We start from the raw sequence: 19,493 nt of genomic DNA, 5'->3' as shown, positions 1-19,493 counted from the left end.
GGCATGTTAGCAAACGTCCGCTACATTGCAAGGGCCGGGCCTGCGCACCACCGGGACGAATGGCCGCCCTCACGCTGCAGCCATGGCCGAACTGCTGGAAAAGCGGCTCCTATATTCACCCGGTGAGAGGCCAAGAATACGGTGAAACACCCGGCGAAAGGCGGCTGAATCCTCATAGCCCACCGACCAGGCGATCTGATCGACCGAACGGCGGGTGAATTCCAGCAATTCCCGCGCCTTGCCGACCCGCAGATGCTGAACATATTCGATGGGCTTCATGCCGGTGGCCGCCTTGAAGCGGCGCAGGAAGGTCCGCTCCTCCAGCCCGGCATGGCCGGCCATGTCGGTAACGCTCGTCGCCCGCCCGGCGCGGGCCTGCAGCCAGTGCTGCACCTTCAGGATCGGCTCATCGCCATGCGTCAGCCTTGGAGCAAAGCTGCTATAATGACGCTGTTCGCGCCCCGAAGGATCGATCAGCAGGAACTTTCCGGTCTCGATCATCACCGAAGGTCCGAGCAGTCGGTCGACGATGCGCAGGCCAAGATCGGTCCACGCCATCAACCCGCCAGCCGTGATGATATCGCCATCCTCGATGACGATCTTGTCGATCTCCAGCCGGATATCGGGAAAACGTTCGCGGAACCGCTCGGCAAACAACCAGTGGGTAGTGGCCGGGCGACCGGACAAAAGACCCGTCGCGGCGACAATGAAGGAACCGCCGCAACTGGCGGCGAGCGTCGCCCCCTGCGCATGGCGATCCAGCAGCCAGCGGGCGTAAGGCTCGGCTTCCGCGATTTCGGCCGGCCCGGTCAACCGGCCCGGCACAACGAAGATATCGGGATGCCCCGGCCCGCCGGGCTCGGTGTCATGACAGCGGGAAAATTCACCGCCTTCGCCCATGCTCCAGTGGCTGACCCGCAATTTAGGCCCGCCGCGATCCTGTGAAAATACCGACGCGATGGCGAAAAGATCGGTGATGCCATGCACCATGGCGATCTGACAGTCCCGATAGAGGACCAACCCCACTTCCAGCGCGCTTCCCGTTACACCTGCCATGCGCCCCACACCCCGTTTTGTCAGTTTCGGCTCGTTTTCTGTCAGAAGCGCCAATCCAGCCCCGGCGGCCTCCAGAGTATCTCTATTCCCACGGGACGCAAGCAAGCTCCCTGCAACAGGAGAGAGAGCCATGACAACGATCACCACCAGAGACGGAACGCATATTTTCTACAAGGACTGGGGCCGCAAAGACGGCCAGCCCATCATCTTCTCCCATGGCTGGCCGCTCAGCGCCGATACATGGGATGCGCAGATGGTGTTCTTCGCTAACAACGGTTTCCGCACCATCGCCCATGACCGGCGCAGCCACGGCCGCTCCGATCAGGTCTGGCATAACAATACCATGGATCAATATGCCGACGATCTGGCCGAGCTGATCGAACAGCTCGATCTTCACGACATCATTCTGGTCGGCCATTCCACCGGCGGCGGCGAGGTGACGCGTTATATCGGCCGCCATGGCACGGCCCGCATCGCGAAAATCGCCCTCATCGGCGCGGTGCCGCCGCTGATGCTGAAGACGGAAAGCAATGCCATCGGCCTGCCGATCGATGTTTTTGACGGTATCCGCAAGGGCACCTATGACAATCGCAGCCAGTTCTTCAAGGATCTGACCATTCCCTTTTACGGCTACAACCGCGAAGGCGCCGTGATATCCGAAGGCATCCGCGAGGAATTCTGGCGGCAGGGCATGATGGGCGGCCTGAAAGGTCAGCTCGACAGTATTCGCGCCTTTTCGGAAAGCGATTTCCATCAGGACCTGAAGGCCTTCGACAAACCGACGCTGGTTCTGCACGGCGATGACGACCAGATCGTGCCGGTCGGCGCATCCGCGCTTTCCACGGTCAAAATCGTCAAACACGCGGTCCTCAAAATCTATGAAGGCGCCGACCATGGCCTGACGCAGACCCATCAGGACCGGTTCAACGCCGACCTTCTCGCCTTCATCAACGCCTGAAACCGCCGCACAAAGGAGACACGGACATGACACGGAATACATTTCTCATCACCGGCGCATCCGACGGCATCGGCGCGGTCTATGCCGAACGTCTGGCAAAACGCGGCCATGATCTCATTCTCGTGGCGCGGCGCGCCGAAAAGCTGAAGGCGCTCGCCGCACAGCTGGAAAAGGATCATCATATCGCAGTCGAGGTTCTCTCCGCCGATCTTTCCAGGGCGGAAGACCTCGAAAAGGTGGAGGCGCGGTTGCGTGAGGACCGGCGGATTACCGGCCTCGTCAACAATGCCGGCATTGCCGGCGAGGGCGCAATCACGGCGCTGGACCCGGCCTATGTGACGACGATGATCAACCTCAACATTCTTGCCGTCACCCGGCTCGCGGCAGCCATCGCACCGCGCCTTGCCGCCGATGGCAGGGGCACGATCATCAACATCACCTCGGTCACAGCTTTGATGCCGGCGGCGTTCACCGCCGTCTACCCGGCCACCAAGGCCTTCGTGCTTGCCTTCACCGAGGCGCTGCAGGCGCAGCTTTCGCCCTCCGGTGTGCGGGTTCAGGCCGTCCTGCCGGGCATCACCCGCACGGCGATCTGGGAAGAGGAACGGCTCGAAGCCATTCCGGCCGCCATGGTCATGGATGTTTACGACATGGTGGATGCGGCCCTTGCCGGTCTCGACCTCGGCGAAGCGCTGACCATTCCTTCCCTGCCGGATACGGCCGATCTCGAAAATTTCCTTGCGGCGCGCGCGGCGTTAAGGCCCAATCTGTCGCATGCACTTGCCGCCAGCCGGTATCGTGCAGCCAAAACCGAATAGAGGGAGACGTATCATGATCCTCGGACTGACAATTCCCCAATTCACGGCATTGCATGTGGGCTTAAGCTTCATCGGCATTGTCACCGGACTGATCGCCCTGCCCGCTTATGCGGCGGGGCGGTGGATGCCCCGCATGATGGCGATTTTCCTCGTCACCACGCTCGCCACCACACTTACCGGCTTCCTGTTTCCAATCGGAAATTTCACACCGGCACTCGGCGTCGGCATCATTTCTACCCTCGTTCTGGCTATCGCACTGGTTGCGCTTTATGGATACGGTCTGAATGGCAGGGCGCGCATCATTTATACGATCACCGCCACGATCAGCCTTTATCTCAATATGTTCGTGTTGATCGTTCAGGCTTTTCTCAAGGTCGAAACACTCAACAACCTGGCGCCGAACGGCAATGAGCCACCCTTCGTGGTCGCCCAGACGGTTCTGCTTGTTGCAGCCATCTGTCTTGGCTGGAAGGCGACACGCCGCAGGCTCGCCGTCTGAAGCGAGCCTGAATTCGAACCGGTTTTCGCGAACATGCCTTGTGCCCCAATATTTCGGGCGCAAGGCATGTTTTTGCATGTCCGATACAGGCAATCTCCGCCCACCCGTCACAAAACGAAGAAATCCCGTGTCTAGGATTTCCTTCCGAACCTTTCCTGAAAATACGGCAGGAGACATTCGGAAACGAGGGCAGTCCGCGCCCTTGCAAACATACAATATACATTATATAATAATATATATTAAATTATTACAACAGGAGGTGCCGATGAATGCCGTGAAGATCAACGAGCGTCTGACAGTTGCGGGCCAGCCGATGATCGCCGATTTCCCATCGCTCTCCGCCCAGGGTTATAAAAGCATCATCAACGCCCGGCCTGATGGTGAAGAGCCCGGCCAGCCGGGCAATGCCCAGGAAAAAAGCGCCGCCAGCGCGGCGGGCATGGATTATGGTTTCATCCCGGTCAGCGGCCCTACCATTACCGAAGCCGATATCCGCGCCTTCCAGCAGAAAATGGCGGAAGCGGAAGGTCCTGTTTTTGCCCATTGCAAGGGCGGCACCCGCGCGCTCACGCTTCATGTTCTCGGGGAAGCGCTGGATGGGCGCATCGAAAGAGACGATATCGAGGTTTTCGGCAAGGCGCATGGCTTTGACCTTTCCGGCGCCACCCGCTGGCTGGACCGGCGCGCTGCGGCGGTTCCGCACGTCAAGGCATTCTTCGATCCGCGCACATGGAGCGTGCAATATGTCGTGTCCGATCCCTCCACCGGGCGCTGCGCCATTATCGACCCGGTCTATGATTTTGATGAGAAATCCGGCGCGACCGGAACGATGAATGCCGACGCCATTCTGGACTATGTAGAGAGCCAGGGTCTGTCGGTGGAATGGATTCTCGATACCCATCCGCATGCCGACCATTTTTCCGCCGCCCATTATCTGAAGCAGAAGACCGGCGCGCAGACGGCGATCGGCGCGAAGGTCACCGGCGTGCAGAAGCTCTGGCAGGAGAAATATAACTGGCCGGATTTCAAAACCGATGGCTCGCAATGGGACCGGCTGTTCGAGGCGGGCGACAGGTTCAATATCGGCTCCCTTGAAGCGCGCGTGCTGTTTTCGCCCGGCCACACGCTCGCTTCCGTGACCTATGTGGTGGGTGATGCCGCCTTTGTGCACGATACGCTTTTCATGCCCGATTCCGGCACCGCGCGCGCCGATTTCCCCGGCGGTAGCGCCAGGGAACTCTGGGCGTCGATCCAGGACATTCTCGCCCTTCCCGACGAAACACGGCTTTTCACCGGCCACGATTATCAGCCCGGCGGCCGCGCGCCTAAATGGGAAACCACGGTCGGCGAACAGAAACGCAGCAATCCGCATCTTGCCGGCATGACGGAGGAGGGCTTCATCCGCCTCAGGGAAGCGCGGGATCGCACATTGCCGATGCCGAAGCTCATTCTCCACGCGCTGCAGGTCAATATTCGCGGCGGCCGCCTGCCGGAGCCGGAAGCGAATGGCAAACGTTACCTGAAATTCCCGCTCGACGTGCTGGAGGGCAGCATATGGTAAAGGAAAACGCGCTGGAAAAGCCCCGGCATATTGCAGAAATCCCTCTCCCCGCCATGGAAGAGCGGGCTGTCGAGGTCGCGCTGCTTCTGAAGACGCTTGCCCATCCTGCGCGGCTGATGCTCGCCTGCACGCTGGCGCAGGGGGAATTTTCCGTCGGCGAGCTGGAGGTCAAGCTGGATATTCGCCAGCCGACGCTTTCCCAGCAGCTGGGCGTCCTGCGGGAAGCCGGTGTGGTCGAAACCCGGCGCGACGCCAAGCAAATCTTCTACCAACTGAGCGAAGCGAAAGCGGCGCAACTGATAGAGGCCCTTTACACCATATTCTGCGCGCCGGAGGAGGAGACCCCGTGAGCCCCTATTGGCCCTCTCTTTTCGGCGGCATGCTGCTCGGTCTTGCCAGCATTCTGCTGTTTCTTTTCAACGGCCGCATTGCCGGCATCAGCGGGATAATGGGAAAAATGCTCGGCAGGGAGCGGCGTCTTGCCGATCTCGCCTTCGTCGCCGGCTTGCTGGCCGGGCCTTATATCCACGCCGCCGCATTCGGCCGGCTGCCTGCCGTCACCATAGTTTCACCATGGCCGCTCATCCTCATTGCCGGCCTGCTGGTGGGTTTTGGCACACGCATGGGCTCCGGCTGCACGTCCGGCCATGGCATCATGGGGCTGGCGCGATTTTCCCGGCGCTCCATCGCCGCGACCGCCACCTTCCTGATCACCGGCATTTGCGTCGCGACGATAGTGGGAGCCCTGTCATGAAAAATCCGGCCGTGGCGCGTGTTGTCCTGGCATTGGCCGCCGGAGCGCTGTTCGGCTTCGGCCTCTCGCTCTCCGGCATGGTCGATCCGGCCCGTGTTTCCGGTTTTCTCGACGTGGCGAGCGGCCATTGGGACCCGAGCCTGATGTTCGTTCTCGGCGGTGCCGTGATGGTCGCCGTGCCGGGTGTGCTGCTCAGCCGACGTCTCGCCAAACCGGTCCTCGCAGAGGATTTCAGCCTTCCAGTAAAAACCCGCATCGACCGGCCGCTCATAACAGGCTCGGCCATTTTCGGCGTCGGTTGGGGGCTTGCCGGTTTCTGCCCCGGCCCGGCACTATCGGCTCTCGCCCTCGGGCTTGTGCCGGTCGTTCTTTTCGTCAGCGCCATGATTGCCGGCATGCTGGTCCACGACCGCCTCTACGCAAAGCAGCCATAATGCAAACGCTGGTTCGGCGCGCGGGGAACGGGCCGTCGCGCGGGGCTGGAACGCTCCCGCGCGACTGCGTGTGATTAGAGGTCGATGAGGCTTTTGCCTGTCATTTCGGGCGGCAGCGGCACATTCATCAGTTGCAGCAGGGTGGGGGCGACATCGGCGAGAATGCCGTCATGCAGCTTCGCACCTTCCGGGCCACCGAAAAGGATCACCGGCACCGGATTGGTGGTGTGCGCCGTATGCGGGCCACCGGTCACCGGGTCGACCATGGTTTCGCAATTGCCGTGGTCGGCAATGACAAGCATAGCGCCACCCACTTTTTCGAGGGCGGCAACGACCGCACCAAGCCCACGATCCACGGCTTCACAGGCCTTGATTGCGGCCTGCAGATCGCCGGTATGGCCGACCATATCGGGGTTGGCGTAATTGGTGACGATCAGATCGTAACCCTTGCCGATTGCCTCAACGAATTTTTCCGTCACTTCCGGCGCGCTCATCTCCGGCTGCAGATCGTAGGTCGCAACCTTCGGGGATTTCGGCATGAAGCGGTCTTCGCCGACCTCCGGCTCTTCCTTGCCGCCATTCAGGAAGAAGGTGACATGCGGATATTTTTCCGTCTCGGCAAGGCGGAACTGCGTAAGCCCCTGCTTCGCCACCCATGCGCCCAGCGTATTGACGATATCGCGCTTGGGATAGGCCGTGGTCATGAAATCATTGTGCCGGGTGGAATATTCCACCATGCCGAGCAGCGCCGAAAGGACTGGCTTTTCGCGCGAAAAACCATCGAAATCGTCCGCCCCTATGGCAAGCAGGATTTCACGGGCACGGTCGGCGCGGAAATTCAGGCAGAACAGGCCGTCGCCGGCCTTGAAGCCCTCATAGCCGTCGATCACCGTCGGCAGGATGAATTCGTCGGTGACGTTGTTTTTGTAGCTCTGGGCAACGGCGCTCACCGCATCCCGCGCGTGTTCGCCTTTCGCCAGAACCATGGCGTCATAGGCTTTCTCGACGCGCTCCCAGCGATTGTCGCGATCCATCGCATAATAGCGGCCGATCACCGTGCCGATGCTTGCCCCCTGCGGCAGGCTTGCCACCAGCGCCGCCACAAAATCTTCAGCAGATTGCGGCGCGACATCGCGGCCGTCGGTGATGGCATGTACCACCACCTTCAGGCCGTGGCTGATCATCAGCTTCACCGCCGCCTGGCCGTGGAGGATATGGCCATGCACGCCGCCATCGGAAACGACGCACATCAGATGCGCCACACCACCCGCGGCCTTCACCGTGGCGGCGAAATCAAGCATCGCCGCATTGCGGAAAAAGCTGCCATCCTCGATAGCCAGATCGATCTGGCCGAGATCCATGGCGACGATGCGGCCGGCGCCGATATTGGTGTGGCCAACTTCGGAATTGCCCATCTGCCCGGTGGGCAGGCCGACATTCGGGCCGAAGGTGGTGAGCCTCGCATTCGGGCAGGTGGCGAAAAGCCGGTCCATGGTGGGCGTATTCGCCAGCACCGGCGCATTGCTGGAGGTGTCCTCGTTCAGCCCCCAGCCATCGAGAATAGTCAGGACAACGGGTTTGGGAGTGCTCATGGGAGGACCTTCTTCTTCATTCGGTTGCCGGCGGAGGGCGGACCGCCGGGCACCGGAGCGCCCTCTTCCGCCACTATGATCATGATGAGAAAACATGCTTCTCGTTCTTCTCTTCTATACCCGAAGATGACGAACGCAAGCCTATACCGACAGCGAAACAGTTCCGTGAAGGTCGAAAACGCGGGCTAAGAAATGCTGTCATGACACGAATACGCCCTCATTCCTGTGCTTGTCCCAGGAATCCAGCCGACGCGCGTCTGCGCGGTGGAGAGAGTCCTTTCAGCCCAAAGACTTGGGCTGGCTGGATCCCTGTGACGAGCACAGGGATGAGGGAGCACGGATCGCCTTCACTCGATGAAAATAAGCGCGGGCTTCTCCAGCAATGCCTTGACGGCCTGGATGAAGACTGCCGCATCCCACCCATCGACAACCCGGTGATCGAAGCTCGATGAGAGGTTCATCATCTTGCGCGGCACAAACCGCGTCCCGTCCCACACCGGACGCGTCATGATCTTGTTGACGCCGATGATCGCCACTTCGGGGTGATTGATGATGGGTGTCGAGACCACACCGCCCAAGGCTCCCAGCGAACTGATGGTGATGGTGGAGCCCATCAGCTCTTCCCGATGCGCCGTGCCGGTGCGGGCGGCTTCGGCGACGCGTGCGACTTCGTCCGCGCATTCCCAAAGACCGAGCGTTTCCGTGTGGCGCACGACCGGAACGGTGAGACCCGACGGCGTCTGCGTGGCGATGCCGATATGAACCGCTTCATAGTGGCTGACGACCCCTTTGTCGTCGTCAAAGGTGGCATTCATGCCGGGATGATCGGCAACGGCTTTCACCAGCGCGCGCATCAAAAACGGCAGGATCGTCAGCTTCGGTTGCCCGGAACGGCGATTGCCGTTCATGGTCGCGCGCAAATCCTCCAGATCGGTCACGTCGACTTCCTCGACATAGGTGATGTGGGGAATGCGGGAGGCGGAAAGCACCATCTTCTCGGCAATTTTGCGCCGCAGTCCAGTTATCTTCACTTCCTCGACGGCGCTATCGTGCGGCGCTACAGGTTCAGGGCGTTCCGGACGACCCCGTACCGTTAAAAACCCATCGAGATCGGCATGGGTGATATGCCCGTCCGGCCCCGTGCCCTTGACCTTGGTGAGATCAATATCGAGATCGTCGGCGCGCTGGCGAACGGCGGGAGACGCCAACGGTTTATGATGCGGTTCGGCGGCGGGCGCCGGCGGCGCCTCCTCGGGCTCTCGCGCCGTCGGCTGGGCTTCAACAGGTGGTGGCGTGTCCGTCATGTCGGCAGGCGCTTCCGTCATCTGGGTGGGCGCTTCCGCTTCCGGCACGCTGCCATTGGGAGCGGCGGCCGCGACATCGGTTTCGATGCGCAGGAGCGGCGCCTTCACAGGCACGGTATTTCCGACCGTCACGGCGAGCCAGGTGACGACCCCCGCCACCGGGGACGGGATTTCCACCGTCGCCTTGTCGGTCATCACCGCGGCCAGCACCATGTCCTCATGGACGAGATCGCCCGGTTTGACGTTCCATTCCACCAGTTCGGCTTCCGCCACACCTTCACCGACATCAGGCATCGTGAGAACAAATTCCGCCATAATCAGGCCTCCATGACTTCGACAAGGGCGCGCCCGACACGGGCAGGTCCCGGAAAATAGTCCCACTCCTGCGCATGCGGGTAAGGCGTATCCCAGCCCGCAACGCGGACGACGGGAGCCTCGAGGTGATAAAAACAATGTTCCTGCACCAGCGACACGACTTCGGCCCCGAAGCCGGAGGTCAACGTCGCCTCATGCACCACGACGCAGCGGCCGGTCTTGGAGACGGACTTCACGATGGTATCGAGATCGAGCGGCAGCAGGCTGCGCAGATCGATGATCTCGGCATCCACACCCGTCTCTTCCGCCGCCGCCAGCGCCACATGCACCATGGTGCCATAAGCGATGACGGTGACAGCGTTTCCGGGACGGCGTATCTCGGCCTTGCCGATGGGAATGGTGTAGTGCCCTTCCGGCACCTCCCCCATCTCGTGTTTGGACCAGGGCGTTACCGGCCGGTCGTGATGCCCGTCGAAGGGACCGTTATAAAGCCGCTTCGGCTCCAGAAACATCACCGGGTCGGGGTCTTCGATGGATGCGATCAGCAGCCCCTTGGCGTCATAAGGATTTGAAGGAACCACCACCTTCAACCCGCAGACATGGGTAAAAAGCGCTTCCGGGCTCTGGCTGTGCGTCTGCCCCCCAAAAATGCCCCCGCCGGTCGGCATTCTGAGAACGATGGGGCAGGTGAAATCGCCATTGGAGCGATAGCGGATACGCGCCGCCTCCTGGGTGATCTGGTCATAGGCGGGATACATGTAATCGGCGAACTGGATTTCGACGCAGGGGCGCAGGCCATAAGCCGCCATGCCGATGGCCGTGCCGACAATGCCGGACTCGCTGATCGGTGCATCGAAACAGCGGGTCTTGCCGTATTTTCCCTGTAGCCCCTGCGTGGCGCGGAACACGCCGCCGAAATAGCCCACATCCTCGCCGAACACCACGACCTCGTCGCTGCGCTCCATGGACACATCCATGGCGCTGCGGACGGCTTCAATCATCGTCATTCTTGCCATGTCTTACCATCCTGCCTTCTGGCGCTGGCGGGCGAGATGCGGCGGCATCTCCTCGTAAACGCCTTCGAAAATATCCTTTTTCGGCGGTTTGCCGCCCTCATGCAGCGTGCCGTGGCTTTCCGCCTCGCGCTGCGCATCAAGCACCTCATCGGCAATTTCCGCCTCCGTCTGCCGGTGCCTTTCCTCCGACCAGACGCCGCGCAGGATGAGGTGTTTTTTGAGCCTCAGAACCGGGTCGCCCAGCGGCCATGCCTCGGATTCCGTCTTGGGACGATAGGCGCTCGGATCGTCCGACGTGGAATGGGCGCCGACACGATAGGTCACATATTCGATCAGCGTCGGGCCGAGATTGCGGCGCGCCCGTTCCACCGCCCAGCGCGCCACGGCATAAACGGCGAGATAATCGTTGCCGTCGACCCGCAGTGCGGGAATGCCGAAGCCCAGCCCGCGCGCCGCAAAGGTGCCGGAGCCGCCGCGCGCGATGCCCTGAAAGGTGGAAATCGCCCATTGGTTATTGACGATGTTGAGAACGACCGGAGCCTTGTAGGTGGAGGCAAAGACCATCGCCGAGTGAAAATCCGACTCCGCCGTCGAGCCGTCGCCGATCCATGCTGCGGCGATCTTCGTATCGCCCTTGATGGCCGACGCCATCGCCCAGCCGACCGCCTGCACATATTGCGTGGCGAGATTGCCGGAGACGGTGAAAAAACCATGCTCCTTCGAGGAATAAAGCACCGGCAACTGACGACCATGCAGTGGATCCAGTTCGTTGGAATAGATCTGGTTCATCATGGCGACGAGTGGATAGTCATCGGCGATCAGCAACCCTGCCTGCCGATAGGTCGGGAAATTCATGTCGCCCTTGGAAAGCGCCTTTCGGAAGGCGCAGCTCACCGCCTCTTCACCCAGATGCTGCATGTAGAAGGAGGTCTTGCCCTGCCGCTGCGCCATCAGCATGCGCGCATCGAAAGCCCGAAGCCGCATCATGTTTTTGAGGCCCACCAGCAAGTCTTCATCCGAAAGCAGCCCTGCCCAGGGTCCGACGGCCTCGCCCTGGTGATTGAGGACGCGAATGATGGAATAGGCAAGATCGCGCATGCTTTCCGGCGCGGCGTCAACCTCCGGGCGCGGCACGGAACCGGCCTTGGGTATTTTCACATTGGAGAAATCCGGCTCCCCGCCGGGCCGCACCGCAGGTTCGGGAACATGCAGGCTGAGACGTGGCGTTTCGGTTATATCCATTCTACTCCTCCCGTCGCGATCTCCTCCAGACCGCGAAACAACTCTCAAAGGTTCCGCGCGATCACCATCCGCTGGACATCGCTGGTCCCCTCGTAAATCTGGCAGATGCGCACATCGCGATAGATCCGCTCCACCGGATAATCCGCCATGTAGCCGTAACCGCCGTGAATCTGGATGGCGTCCGAGCAGACGCGCTCGGCCATTTCGGAGGCGAAGAGCTTGGCCATCGAGGCCTCCGAAAGACAGGGCTCTCCCGCCTCCTTCAGCGCCGCCGCATGCAACACCAGTTGCCGCGCCGCCTCAATGCGCGTCGCCATATCCGCAAGGCGAAACGCCACCGCCTGGTGCTCCACGATTGCCTGCCCGAAGGCCTTGCGCTCGCGCGCATAATCCCGCGCCGCCTCGAAGGCGGCCTGCGCCATGCCGACCGCCTGCGCGGCGATGCCGATGCGCCCACCTTCCAGATTGGCAAGCGCGATGCGATACCCCTGCCCCTCTTCGCCCAGCCGCAATTCGACTGGGACCGCCATCTCGGTAAAGGCGATCTGGCAGGTATCGGATGAATGCAGGCCGAGCTTTTCTTCGACCCTTATGACCTCGTAACCCGGCGTATCGGTCGGCACGATGAAGGCGCTGATGCCCTTCTTACCCGCCGCCGCATCGGTAACGGCAAAGACGATGACGACATCGCCATTTTTGCCCGAGGTGATGAACTGCTTCGCCCCGTCGAGAATATATCGGTCGCCATCGCGCCGGGCGCGGGTCTTGAGGTTGGAGGCATCGGAACCGGCCTGCGGTTCGGTCAGCGCAAAACCACCGATCCATTCGCCGGAAGCCAGCTTAGGCAGGAAACGCTGCTTCTGGTCTTCGGTGCCGAATTTCAGGATCGGCACGCAACCCACCGAATTGTGAACGCTCATGATGGTGGAACAAGCCCCGTCACCGGCAGCGATTTCCTCCAGCGCCAGAGCATAAGCGACGGCACCGGTTTCCGAGCCGCCATAGTCCTCGGAGACCAGCATTCCGAGGAAGCCGAGGTCTCCCATCTCCTTCAGTTCGTCTTTCGGGAACCGGCTTTCCCGGTCACGCGAAGCAGCCCCAGGGGCGAGCCGCTCGCGGGCGAAATCGCGGGCCATGCCCCTGATCTGCTGCTGGGCTTCGTTCAGGATCATCGCCGCCTCCCCTTAATATCGCTCTATGCCGAGCGCGGTTGCTTCGCCGCCGCCGATGCAGACGGCGGCCACGCCGCGCTTCAGCCCTTGGCGCTGCAAAGCGGCCAGCAATGTGACGACGATCCTCGCGCCGGAAGCGCCGATGGGATGGCCGAGCGCACACGCCCCGCCGTGCACATTCACCTTCTCATGCGGCAGATCGAGATCGCGCATTGCCGCCATCGCCACCACGGCAAAGGCCTCGTTGATTTCGAACAGATCGATATCCTTCGCCGCCCAGCCGGTTTTATCGAACAGCTTTTTCATCGCGCCGATGGGAGCCGTTGGATATCCGGCGGGTGCATCCGCATAAGAGGTTTGGCCGATAATGGTCGCCAGCGGTGACAGGCCCCGCCTTTCCGCTTCGGAGCGACGCATGAGAACGAGAGCGGCAGCGCCATCGGAAATCGAACTGGAATTGGCCGCCGTCACCGTTCCGCCATCGCGGAAGGCGGGCTTCAGTTGCGGGATTTTTTCCGGCTTCGCCTTGCCCGGCTGCTCGTCCACCGAGATCTCCCCGACGGGTGCTATTTCCGCTTCGAAAGCCCCCTCAGCAATGGCACGCCGGGCGCGCTCCAGCGAGGTCAGCGCATAGTCATCCTGCATGGCACGGGTGAACTGGTAGGCTTCAGCACAATCTTCCGCGAAAGTGCCCATCAGCCGACCCTTGTCATAGGCGTCTTCGAGGCCATCCAGAAACATATGATCGGTGAGTTTGCCGTGGCCGAGACGATAGCCGTTGCGGGCGCGGTCCAAGAGATAGGGCGCATTGCTCATGCTTTCCATGCCGCCCGCAAGCACGATTGAAGAGCTTCCCGCCGAAATCTGGTCATGCGCCAGCATGATCGCCTTCATGCCAGAGCCGCACATCTTGTTGATGGTCGTCGCGCCAATCGTATTGGGGATTCCGGCGGCAATGGCCGCCTGTCTGGCCGGAGCCTGCCCCTGCCCGGCCGTAAGCACGCAGCCCATCAGCACATCGTCAATATCAGTGGGTGGAACCGCAGCCCGTTCGACGGCCGCGCGGATCGCCGCCGCACCGAGATCGGGCGCGGCCACCGATTTGAATTCGCCCTGGAACCCACCCATAGCAGTACGGGCGGCCCCAACGATCACGACAGGGTCATGCACAGCCAAATTCACCTCCCTTGGTCATTCTCTCACTTCAGAAAACGACCATCATCGCGATCTCCTCCAGACCTCGACAAAAGCATCGGACCGAAAAGTGTGCCGCGGTTTTCGGATAATCCGATGCCAAGCAAAAACCTAGAGCGGTCCATCGCTCTAGGTGAACGCTATCACTATCTCGAATTCATTTCAAAGCTATTTTGATTGACAGTTTTTTGATTGGCGATATCTTTGATCCAACAATTAGTCATATCATAGAGCAAATGATCCATGATTGAGCTCGACAGTTTCGACCGCAAGATTCTGCATGTGCTCGGCGATGACGGGCGGGTGAGCTGGCGCGATCTGGCGGCGCGGATAGGTCTTTCCTTCACGCCGACGCTGCGGCGCGTGCGCAAGCTGGAAGAGGAAGGCATCATTCGTGGCTATACCGCCGTGTTCGATGAGAACCGGCTGCTTGGCAATATGGGTGTCTTCATCTCCGTCACGCTGGAACGGCAGATCAAGGAAGCGCTGACGACCTTCGAACACCATGTCGCCTCCATTCCGGAAGTGGTGGGCGGTTATCAGACCAGCGGCAGTTCGGATTATCTGATCCACGCCATGGTGCGGGATCTGCCGCATTATCAGGAGCTTCTGGATTTCCTGACCACGGTTCCCGGCGTGTCGCGCATCCAGTCCAATTTCGCCATCAAGACATTCGTGCGCCGTTCCGCCGCCTTCACCGGGGGTGACGCGCCGTAATCGAGGGTTGCCGGCGCGGAGGAGGCGCCGGCCGCTGATAAAAGGGACGGCGGCAAGGGTCGTCCGGAGGAGGAGACGCGATGAGTTTGAACCTCGCCGCCATTTTCGATGCCGATCTCGGCCCGGAAATCGCAGCATTGCGCGACAGCGCAAGTGCATTCGCAGACGATAAAATTGCCCCTTTGGCGGCGGAGATCGACCGCGACGACCGTTTTCCACGTAAACTCTGGCCCGAGATGGGTGAGCTCGGTCTGCACGGCATCACCGTTTCGGAAGAATTCGGCGGTGCCGATATGGGCTATCTCGCCCATTGCGTGGCGATGGAGGAGATAAGCCGGGCTTCCGCTTCCATCGGCCTTTCCTACGGCGCTCATTCCAACCTCTGCATCAACCAGATTCACCGCTGGGGAACGCAAGAGCAGAAGCACAGATATCTGCCGAAGTTGGTCTCCGGCGAGCATGTCGGTTCACTCGCCATGAGCGAGACTGAGGCCGGTTCGGATGTCGTCTCAATGCGGCTGAAGGCGGAGCGCAAAGGTGATCACTATGTGCTGAACGGCGCGAAAATGTGGATCACCAACGGCCATGAGGCCGATACGCTGGTGGTCTACGCCAAGACGGATATGTCCGCCGGCCCGCGCGGTATCACGGCCTTCCTGATCGAAAAGGGCTTCAAGGGGTTTCGCCCGGCCCAGAAACTCGACAAGCTCGGCATGCGCGGCTCACCTACATCCGAACTGGTGTTCGAGGATTGCGAGGTGCCGGAAGAGAACATTCTCGGCCGCCTCAATGACGGCGTGACGGTGCTGATGAGCGGGCTGGATTATGAGCGCGCCGTGCTGGCCGCCGGCCCGGTCGGCATCATGCAGGCGGCCATCGACCTGGTGCTGCCCTATGCGCGTGAGCGTAAGCAGTTTGGCAAGCCTATCGGCGAATTCCAGCTGGTGCAGGGCAAGCTTGCCGATATCTACTCGTCCATGAATGCGTCGCGCGCCTATGTCTATGCCGTGGCGCGGGCCTGCGACAATGGCCGCATCACAAGGCAGGATGCGGCGGGCGCGATCCTCCTTGCCGCCGAACGGGCGACGCAGGTGGCGCTGGACGCCATCCAGCTTCTCGGCGGCTCCGGCTATGTCAATGAAAGCCCGGCCGGACGGCTGCTGCGCGACGCCAAGCTTTATGAGATCGGCGCAGGCACCAGCGAAATTCGCCGGATGCTGATCGGCCGCGAACTGGTCAAGGGCAACGGGTGAGGACACGATGAAGCTTACTTCAAGTCTGAACCGCGACCCGACCTTCGCTGCCAATGTCGATTTCATGTCGGGGCTGGTGGATGACCTGCGCCAACACGTCGAAAAAATCTCGAAAGGCGGCGGCGACAAGGCCCGTGAACGGCATCTTTCCCGCGGCAAATTGCTGGCGCGCGACCGGATCGAAACACTTCTCGACCCCGGCAGTCCATTCCTCGAATTTTCGCAATTCGCAGCTTACGAGGTCTATGACGAACCCGTTCCCGCCGCTGGCATCGTCACCGGCATCGGCCGGGTCTCTGGCCGCGAATGTGTGATCGTCGCCAATGATGCGACGGTAAAAGGCGGCACCTATTATCCGCTGACGGTGAAGAAACATCTGCGCGCGCAGGAAATCGCCACGGAGAACCGCCTGCCCTGCATTTACCTCGTGGATTCCGGCGGCGCGAACCTGCCCAATCAGGACGAGGTGTTTCCCGACCGCGATCATTTCGGCCGCATCTTCTACAATCAGGCCAATATGTCGGCACAAGGTATCGCCCAGATTGCCGTGGTGATGGGCAGTTGCACGGCGGGCGGGGCCTATGTGCCTGCCATGAGCGACCAGTCCGTGATCGTCAAAAATCAGGGCACAATCTTCCTCGGAGGCCCGCCGCTGGTGAAGGCCGCGACCGGCGAGGTGGTGAGCGCGGAAGAGCTGGGCGGCGCGGATGTGCATTCCCGGCAATCCGGCGTCACCGATCATTATGCCCGCGACGACCGCCACGCGCTGGCGCTGACCCGGCGGATCGTCTCCACGCTGAACCGCCGCAAACAGGTGGAACTGGATATTCGCGAGCCGACGGAGCCGCTTTATCCGGCTGAAGAGCTTTATGGCATCGTTCCCGCCGATACGAGAAAACCCTTCGAGGTGCGCGAGATCATCGCGCGTCTGGTGGACGGTTCCGAATTCGATGAGTTCAAGGCGCTTTACGGCACCACGCTAGTCTGCGGTTTTGCCCATATCCACGGTTATCCTGTCGGCATCATCGCCAATAACGGCATCCTGTTTTCGGAATCGGCGCTGAAGGGCGCGCATTTCATCGAACTCTGCTGCCAGCGCAGCATCCCGCTGGTTTTCCTGCAAAACATCACCGGCTTCATGGTCGGCAAGGCCTATGAGGCTGGTGGTATCGCCAAGGATGGCGCAAAGCTCGTGACTGCGGTCGCTTCAGCCAAAGTGCCGAAATTCACCGTCATCATCGGCGGCTCGTTCGGGGCCGGTAATTACGGCATGTGCGGGCGGGCCTATTCACCGCGCTTTTTGTGGATGTGGCCGAATGCCCGCATTTCCGTGATGGGTGGCGAACAGGCGGCGTCCGTTCTGGCGCAAATCCGCCGCGACGGCATCGAGGCCGATGGCCGCCACTGGTCGAAGGAAGGCGAAGAGGCGTTCAAACAGCCGATCCGGGAAAAATACGAGCGGGAGGGACATCCCTATTATGCCAGTGCGCGACTTTGGGACGATGGCATCATAGACCCGAAGGATACACGCCTCGTACTTGGCCTCGGTCTTTCCGCCGCGCTCAATGCACCGATTGAACCCACCCGTTTCGGCATATTCAGGATGTGAGGCGACCATGTTCTCGAAAATACTGATCGCCAACAGGGGCGAAATCGCCTGCCGCATCATCCGCACCGCCGCCAAGATGGGTATCCGCACCGTCGCAATCTATTCGGATGCCGATCGTGACGCCATGCATGTGGCGCTTGCCGACGAGGCCATCGTCATCGGCCCTGCCCCTGCGCGGGCCTCCTACCTCGATGGCGAAAAAATCATCGCCGCCGCCAGGGCAAGCGGCGCGGAAGCGATCCATCCGGGTTATGGCTTTCTCTCCGAAAATGCCGGATTTGCCGAGGCCTGTGCCGCCGCAGGGCTCGTTTTCATTGGCCCGCCGCCGCAAGCAATCCGCGCCATGGGTGGGAAAAGCGAGGCGAAGGCGCTGATGGCAAAGGCCGGCGTTCCGGTTGTTCCCGGTTATCACGGTGACGAACAATCGGAGAAACGACTGGCAAGCGAGGCGGATACGATCGGTTATCCGGTGCTGCTCAAGGCCTCAGCCGGCGGCGGCGGCAAGGGCATGCGTATCGTCCGGCAAAAGCGCGACTTCGCAGCGGAGCTTGCGGGTGCAAAACGCGAAGCGCTGGCCGCCTTCGGCAATGACCGCATGCTGATCGAAAAATACCTTGAACGGCCGCGCCATGTGGAAGTGCAGGTCTTTGCCGACGGCCACGGCAAGTGTGTTTCGCTTTTCGAGCGCGACTGCTCGATCCAGCGCCGGCACCAGAAGGTCATAGAGGAAGCTCCTGCCCCCGGCCTGCCCGATGCGCTTCGGCAGCGCATGTATGAAGCGGCGGTCGCCGCCGCCCGCGCCATCGATTATCGCGGCGCGGGAACGGTGGAATTCCTGCTCGACCCTTCCGGCGACTTCTATTTCATGGAAATGAATACGAGGCTCCAGGTCGAACATCCGGTCACGGAATATATTACCGGGCTCGATCTGGTCGAATGGCAGATCCGCGTCGCCAACGGAGAGGCCCTGCCGGAAGACTGGGCGAATCTGAGCATAAACGGCCATGCCATCGAGGCACGGATTTATGCCGAAGACCCGGCGCATGATTTCCTGCCGTCGATCGGCACCATCAGCCATCTGGTTTTTCCCGATCAGGGCCCTCACGTCCGGATCGACAGCGGCATCCGCGCCGGCGACGCCATCACCGTGCATTACGATCCGATGATCGCCAAGCTGATCGTCTGGGACCGAGATCGCCCCTCGGCGGTGCGGCGTCTGCGGTTGGCGCTCGAAAATCTGGCGATCTGCGGCGTCACCAGCAATGCCGCCTTTCTTATGCGGCTTGCGGGACTGGAGGCCTTCGCGAACGCCGATCTCGACACCGGTTTCATCGCCCGTAACGAAGCGGCGCTGTTTGCTCCGACAGCAACGGACGGGAACGAGATAGCTATGGCCGCGCTTGGCCTGCTGCTTGCGCGGCAGAAAAACGGAAAGCCAGGTTCGCAGGCCGATCCCCATAGCCCTTGGAACATGACGGCCGCCTTCCGCCTCAACGCGCCAGCGCGGGAAACGCTGTATTTCGTGTTTGACAACCAGCCGCTTGGCGTCGACGTCACGCATGAGGCGGACGGTTTTTCGCTGGAGATCGACGGACGGGCGATCAGCGCCTATGGCAACCTTTTCGAGGACGGTAAATTCCGTGCGACGGTGGAAGGCAGGAAAAGGCAGGGCCATTTCTTTGCAGAGGATGGCCGTTACGCACTTTTTCTGGATGGTGAGCATTATCGCATCAACCAGCCGGATCCGGTCGATATCGCGGATTCCGCTCCCCATACCGGCGGTCTGGAAGCACCTATGCCCGGCGTCATCCGCGCCTTGCTGAGCAGCAACGGTGCCGCGGTTGAGGCCGGCGAGGCGCTTGTGGTGATGGAGGCGATGAAAATGGAGCACACGATCCGCGCGCCGGCGAAAGGCACCGTCACGGCCATCAATTGCAACGAGGGCGATATGGTCGCCGCCGGTGCGGTGCTGGTGGATTTCGAGCCGGAGGCCAGTTGA

Annotated in this window: 18 protein-coding genes; 11 read left to right on the top strand and 7 right to left on the bottom strand. The window is 61.1% G+C overall.

Annotated features, from left to right (window positions below):
- Positions 1 to 69: 69 nt before the first annotated feature.
- Complete coding sequence (locus tag RAC79_RS08580; RefSeq protein WP_142844788.1) at positions 70 to 1,056, bottom strand: GlxA family transcriptional regulator; 987 nt, start codon at positions 1,054 to 1,056, stop codon at positions 70 to 72.
- Between the two features lie 130 nt (positions 1,057 to 1,186).
- Here RAC79_RS08580 and RAC79_RS08575 point away from each other — a divergent pair, with 130 nt between their 5' ends.
- From RAC79_RS08575 to RAC79_RS08545, 7 genes are all read left to right on the top strand, one after another.
- A complete protein-coding gene (locus tag RAC79_RS08575) occupies positions 1,187 to 2,014 on the top strand; it encodes an alpha/beta fold hydrolase (protein WP_174039956.1) in 828 nt (275 codons plus the stop codon).
- Positions 2,015 to 2,040: 26 nt separating this feature from the next.
- A complete protein-coding gene (locus RAC79_RS08570; RefSeq protein ID WP_374996973.1) occupies positions 2,041 to 2,832 on the top strand; it encodes an SDR family NAD(P)-dependent oxidoreductase in 792 nt (263 codons plus the stop codon).
- Positions 2,833 to 2,845: 13 nt separating this feature from the next.
- A complete protein-coding gene (locus tag RAC79_RS08565; RefSeq protein ID WP_078053455.1) occupies positions 2,846 to 3,331 on the top strand; it encodes a hypothetical protein in 486 nt (161 codons plus the stop codon).
- Positions 3,332 to 3,596: 265 nt separating this feature from the next.
- A complete protein-coding gene (blh, locus tag RAC79_RS08560) occupies positions 3,597 to 4,892 on the top strand; it encodes a bifunctional sulfur transferase/dioxygenase Blh (protein ID WP_078053454.1) in 1,296 nt (431 codons plus the stop codon).
- Positions 4,886 to 5,242 (top strand): sulfite-sensing transcriptional repressor BigR, encoded by a 357-nt coding sequence (gene bigR, locus RAC79_RS08555; RefSeq protein WP_078053453.1) that lies wholly within the window; start codon positions 4,886 to 4,888, stop codon positions 5,240 to 5,242. Before blh ends, bigR begins: the two co-directional genes overlap by 7 nt.
- The gene (locus tag RAC79_RS08550) at positions 5,239 to 5,646 is read left to right on the top strand and encodes a YeeE/YedE family protein (RefSeq protein ID WP_142844690.1); all 408 of its coding nucleotides are present in this window, start codon (positions 5,239 to 5,241) and stop codon (positions 5,644 to 5,646) included. The genes bigR and RAC79_RS08550 overlap by 4 nt, the downstream gene beginning before the upstream one ends.
- Positions 5,643 to 6,080, top strand: a complete 438-nt coding sequence (locus tag RAC79_RS08545; protein ID WP_078053452.1) for a YeeE/YedE family protein — start codon at positions 5,643 to 5,645, stop codon at positions 6,078 to 6,080. The genes RAC79_RS08550 and RAC79_RS08545 overlap by 4 nt, the downstream gene beginning before the upstream one ends.
- 74 nt (positions 6,081 to 6,154) lie before the next feature.
- Here RAC79_RS08545 and gpmI read toward each other — a convergent pair whose 3' ends face one another.
- The 6 genes from gpmI to RAC79_RS08515 form a co-directional block, all read right to left on the bottom strand.
- A complete protein-coding gene (gpmI, locus tag RAC79_RS08540) occupies positions 6,155 to 7,672 on the bottom strand; it encodes a 2,3-bisphosphoglycerate-independent phosphoglycerate mutase (protein WP_080857374.1) in 1,518 nt (505 codons plus the stop codon).
- Between the two features lie 347 nt (positions 7,673 to 8,019).
- Positions 8,020 to 9,291: a dihydrolipoamide acetyltransferase family protein gene (locus tag RAC79_RS08535; RefSeq protein WP_174039959.1), complete on the bottom strand. Its 1,272-nt coding sequence runs from the start codon at positions 9,289 to 9,291 to the stop codon at positions 8,020 to 8,022.
- 2 nt (positions 9,292 to 9,293) lie between these two features.
- Positions 9,294 to 10,307: an alpha-ketoacid dehydrogenase subunit beta gene (locus tag RAC79_RS08530; RefSeq protein ID WP_142844692.1), complete on the bottom strand. Its 1,014-nt coding sequence runs from the start codon at positions 10,305 to 10,307 to the stop codon at positions 9,294 to 9,296.
- Positions 10,308 to 10,310: 3 nt separating this feature from the next.
- Positions 10,311 to 11,549, bottom strand: coding sequence for a 3-methyl-2-oxobutanoate dehydrogenase (2-methylpropanoyl-transferring) subunit alpha (locus tag RAC79_RS08525; protein WP_142844693.1), 1,239 nt, complete (start codon positions 11,547 to 11,549; stop codon positions 10,311 to 10,313).
- Between the two features lie 44 nt (positions 11,550 to 11,593).
- Positions 11,594 to 12,721 (bottom strand): acyl-CoA dehydrogenase family protein, encoded by a 1,128-nt coding sequence (locus RAC79_RS08520; protein ID WP_142844694.1) that lies wholly within the window; start codon positions 12,719 to 12,721, stop codon positions 11,594 to 11,596.
- Positions 12,722 to 12,733: 12 nt separating this feature from the next.
- Entirely contained in the window at positions 12,734 to 13,897 is a 1,164-nt protein-coding gene (locus RAC79_RS08515; protein ID WP_142844695.1) for an acetyl-CoA C-acyltransferase, read from the bottom strand.
- 261 nt (positions 13,898 to 14,158) lie between these two features.
- Here RAC79_RS08515 and RAC79_RS08510 point away from each other — a divergent pair, with 261 nt between their 5' ends.
- From RAC79_RS08510 to RAC79_RS08495, 4 genes are all read left to right on the top strand, one after another.
- The gene (locus RAC79_RS08510) at positions 14,159 to 14,632 is read left to right on the top strand and encodes an Lrp/AsnC family transcriptional regulator (RefSeq protein ID WP_035221263.1); all 474 of its coding nucleotides are present in this window, start codon (positions 14,159 to 14,161) and stop codon (positions 14,630 to 14,632) included.
- A gap of 80 nt (positions 14,633 to 14,712) precedes the next feature.
- Entirely contained in the window at positions 14,713 to 15,885 is a 1,173-nt protein-coding gene (locus RAC79_RS08505) for an isovaleryl-CoA dehydrogenase (RefSeq protein ID WP_374996972.1), read from the top strand.
- A 7-nt stretch (positions 15,886 to 15,892) separates the two neighbouring features.
- Positions 15,893 to 17,494 carry a carboxyl transferase domain-containing protein gene (locus tag RAC79_RS08500; RefSeq protein ID WP_374996971.1) on the top strand — a complete coding sequence of 534 codons (1,602 nt, stop codon included), beginning with the start codon at positions 15,893 to 15,895 and terminating at the stop codon, positions 17,492 to 17,494.
- Between the two features lie 7 nt (positions 17,495 to 17,501).
- Positions 17,502 to 19,493 carry an acetyl-CoA carboxylase biotin carboxylase subunit gene (locus tag RAC79_RS08495; protein ID WP_374996970.1) on the top strand — a complete coding sequence of 664 codons (1,992 nt, stop codon included), beginning with the start codon at positions 17,502 to 17,504 and terminating at the stop codon, positions 19,491 to 19,493.

The sequence above is a fragment of the Agrobacterium sp. LR_9 genome, assembly GCF_041954855.1.
GTDB lineage: Bacteria > Pseudomonadota > Alphaproteobacteria > Rhizobiales > Rhizobiaceae > Agrobacterium > Agrobacterium leguminum.
The sequence above is the reverse complement of the archived record's forward strand: the minus strand, read 5'-3'. Positions and strand labels throughout refer to the sequence as shown.

Excerpts from the sequence above, each read along its gene's own strand:
- RAC79_RS08575 (WP_174039956.1), top strand. The coding sequence starts at position 1,187 with ATGACAACGATCACCACCAGAGACGGAACGCATATTTTCTACAAGGAC.
- RAC79_RS08500 (WP_374996971.1), top strand. The coding sequence starts at position 15,893 with ATGAAGCTTACTTCAAGTCTGAACCGCGACCCGACCTTCGCTGCCAAT.
- gpmI (WP_080857374.1), bottom strand. The coding sequence starts at position 7,672 with ATGAGCACTCCCAAACCCGTTGTCCTGACTATTCTCGATGGCTGGGGG.
- RAC79_RS08580 (WP_142844788.1), bottom strand. The coding sequence starts at position 1,056 with ATGGCAGGTGTAACGGGAAGCGCGCTGGAAGTGGGGTTGGTCCTCTAT.
- RAC79_RS08530 (WP_142844692.1), bottom strand. The coding sequence starts at position 10,307 with ATGGCAAGAATGACGATGATTGAAGCCGTCCGCAGCGCCATGGATGTG.
- RAC79_RS08520 (WP_142844694.1), bottom strand. The coding sequence starts at position 12,721 with ATGATCCTGAACGAAGCCCAGCAGCAGATCAGGGGCATGGCCCGCGAT.
- RAC79_RS08505 (WP_374996972.1), top strand. The coding sequence starts at position 14,713 with ATGAGTTTGAACCTCGCCGCCATTTTCGATGCCGATCTCGGCCCGGAA.
- RAC79_RS08510 (WP_035221263.1), top strand. The coding sequence starts at position 14,159 with ATGATTGAGCTCGACAGTTTCGACCGCAAGATTCTGCATGTGCTCGGC.
- RAC79_RS08545 (WP_078053452.1), top strand. The coding sequence starts at position 5,643 with ATGAAAAATCCGGCCGTGGCGCGTGTTGTCCTGGCATTGGCCGCCGGA.
- RAC79_RS08525 (WP_142844693.1), bottom strand. The coding sequence starts at position 11,549 with ATGGATATAACCGAAACGCCACGTCTCAGCCTGCATGTTCCCGAACCT.
- RAC79_RS08570 (WP_374996973.1), top strand. The coding sequence starts at position 2,041 with ATGACACGGAATACATTTCTCATCACCGGCGCATCCGACGGCATCGGC.
- bigR (WP_078053453.1), top strand. The coding sequence starts at position 4,886 with ATGGTAAAGGAAAACGCGCTGGAAAAGCCCCGGCATATTGCAGAAATC.
- RAC79_RS08535 (WP_174039959.1), bottom strand. The coding sequence starts at position 9,291 with ATGGCGGAATTTGTTCTCACGATGCCTGATGTCGGTGAAGGTGTGGCG.
- RAC79_RS08495 (WP_374996970.1), top strand. The coding sequence starts at position 17,502 with ATGTTCTCGAAAATACTGATCGCCAACAGGGGCGAAATCGCCTGCCGC.
- RAC79_RS08565 (WP_078053455.1), top strand. The coding sequence starts at position 2,846 with ATGATCCTCGGACTGACAATTCCCCAATTCACGGCATTGCATGTGGGC.
- blh (WP_078053454.1), top strand. The coding sequence starts at position 3,597 with ATGAATGCCGTGAAGATCAACGAGCGTCTGACAGTTGCGGGCCAGCCG.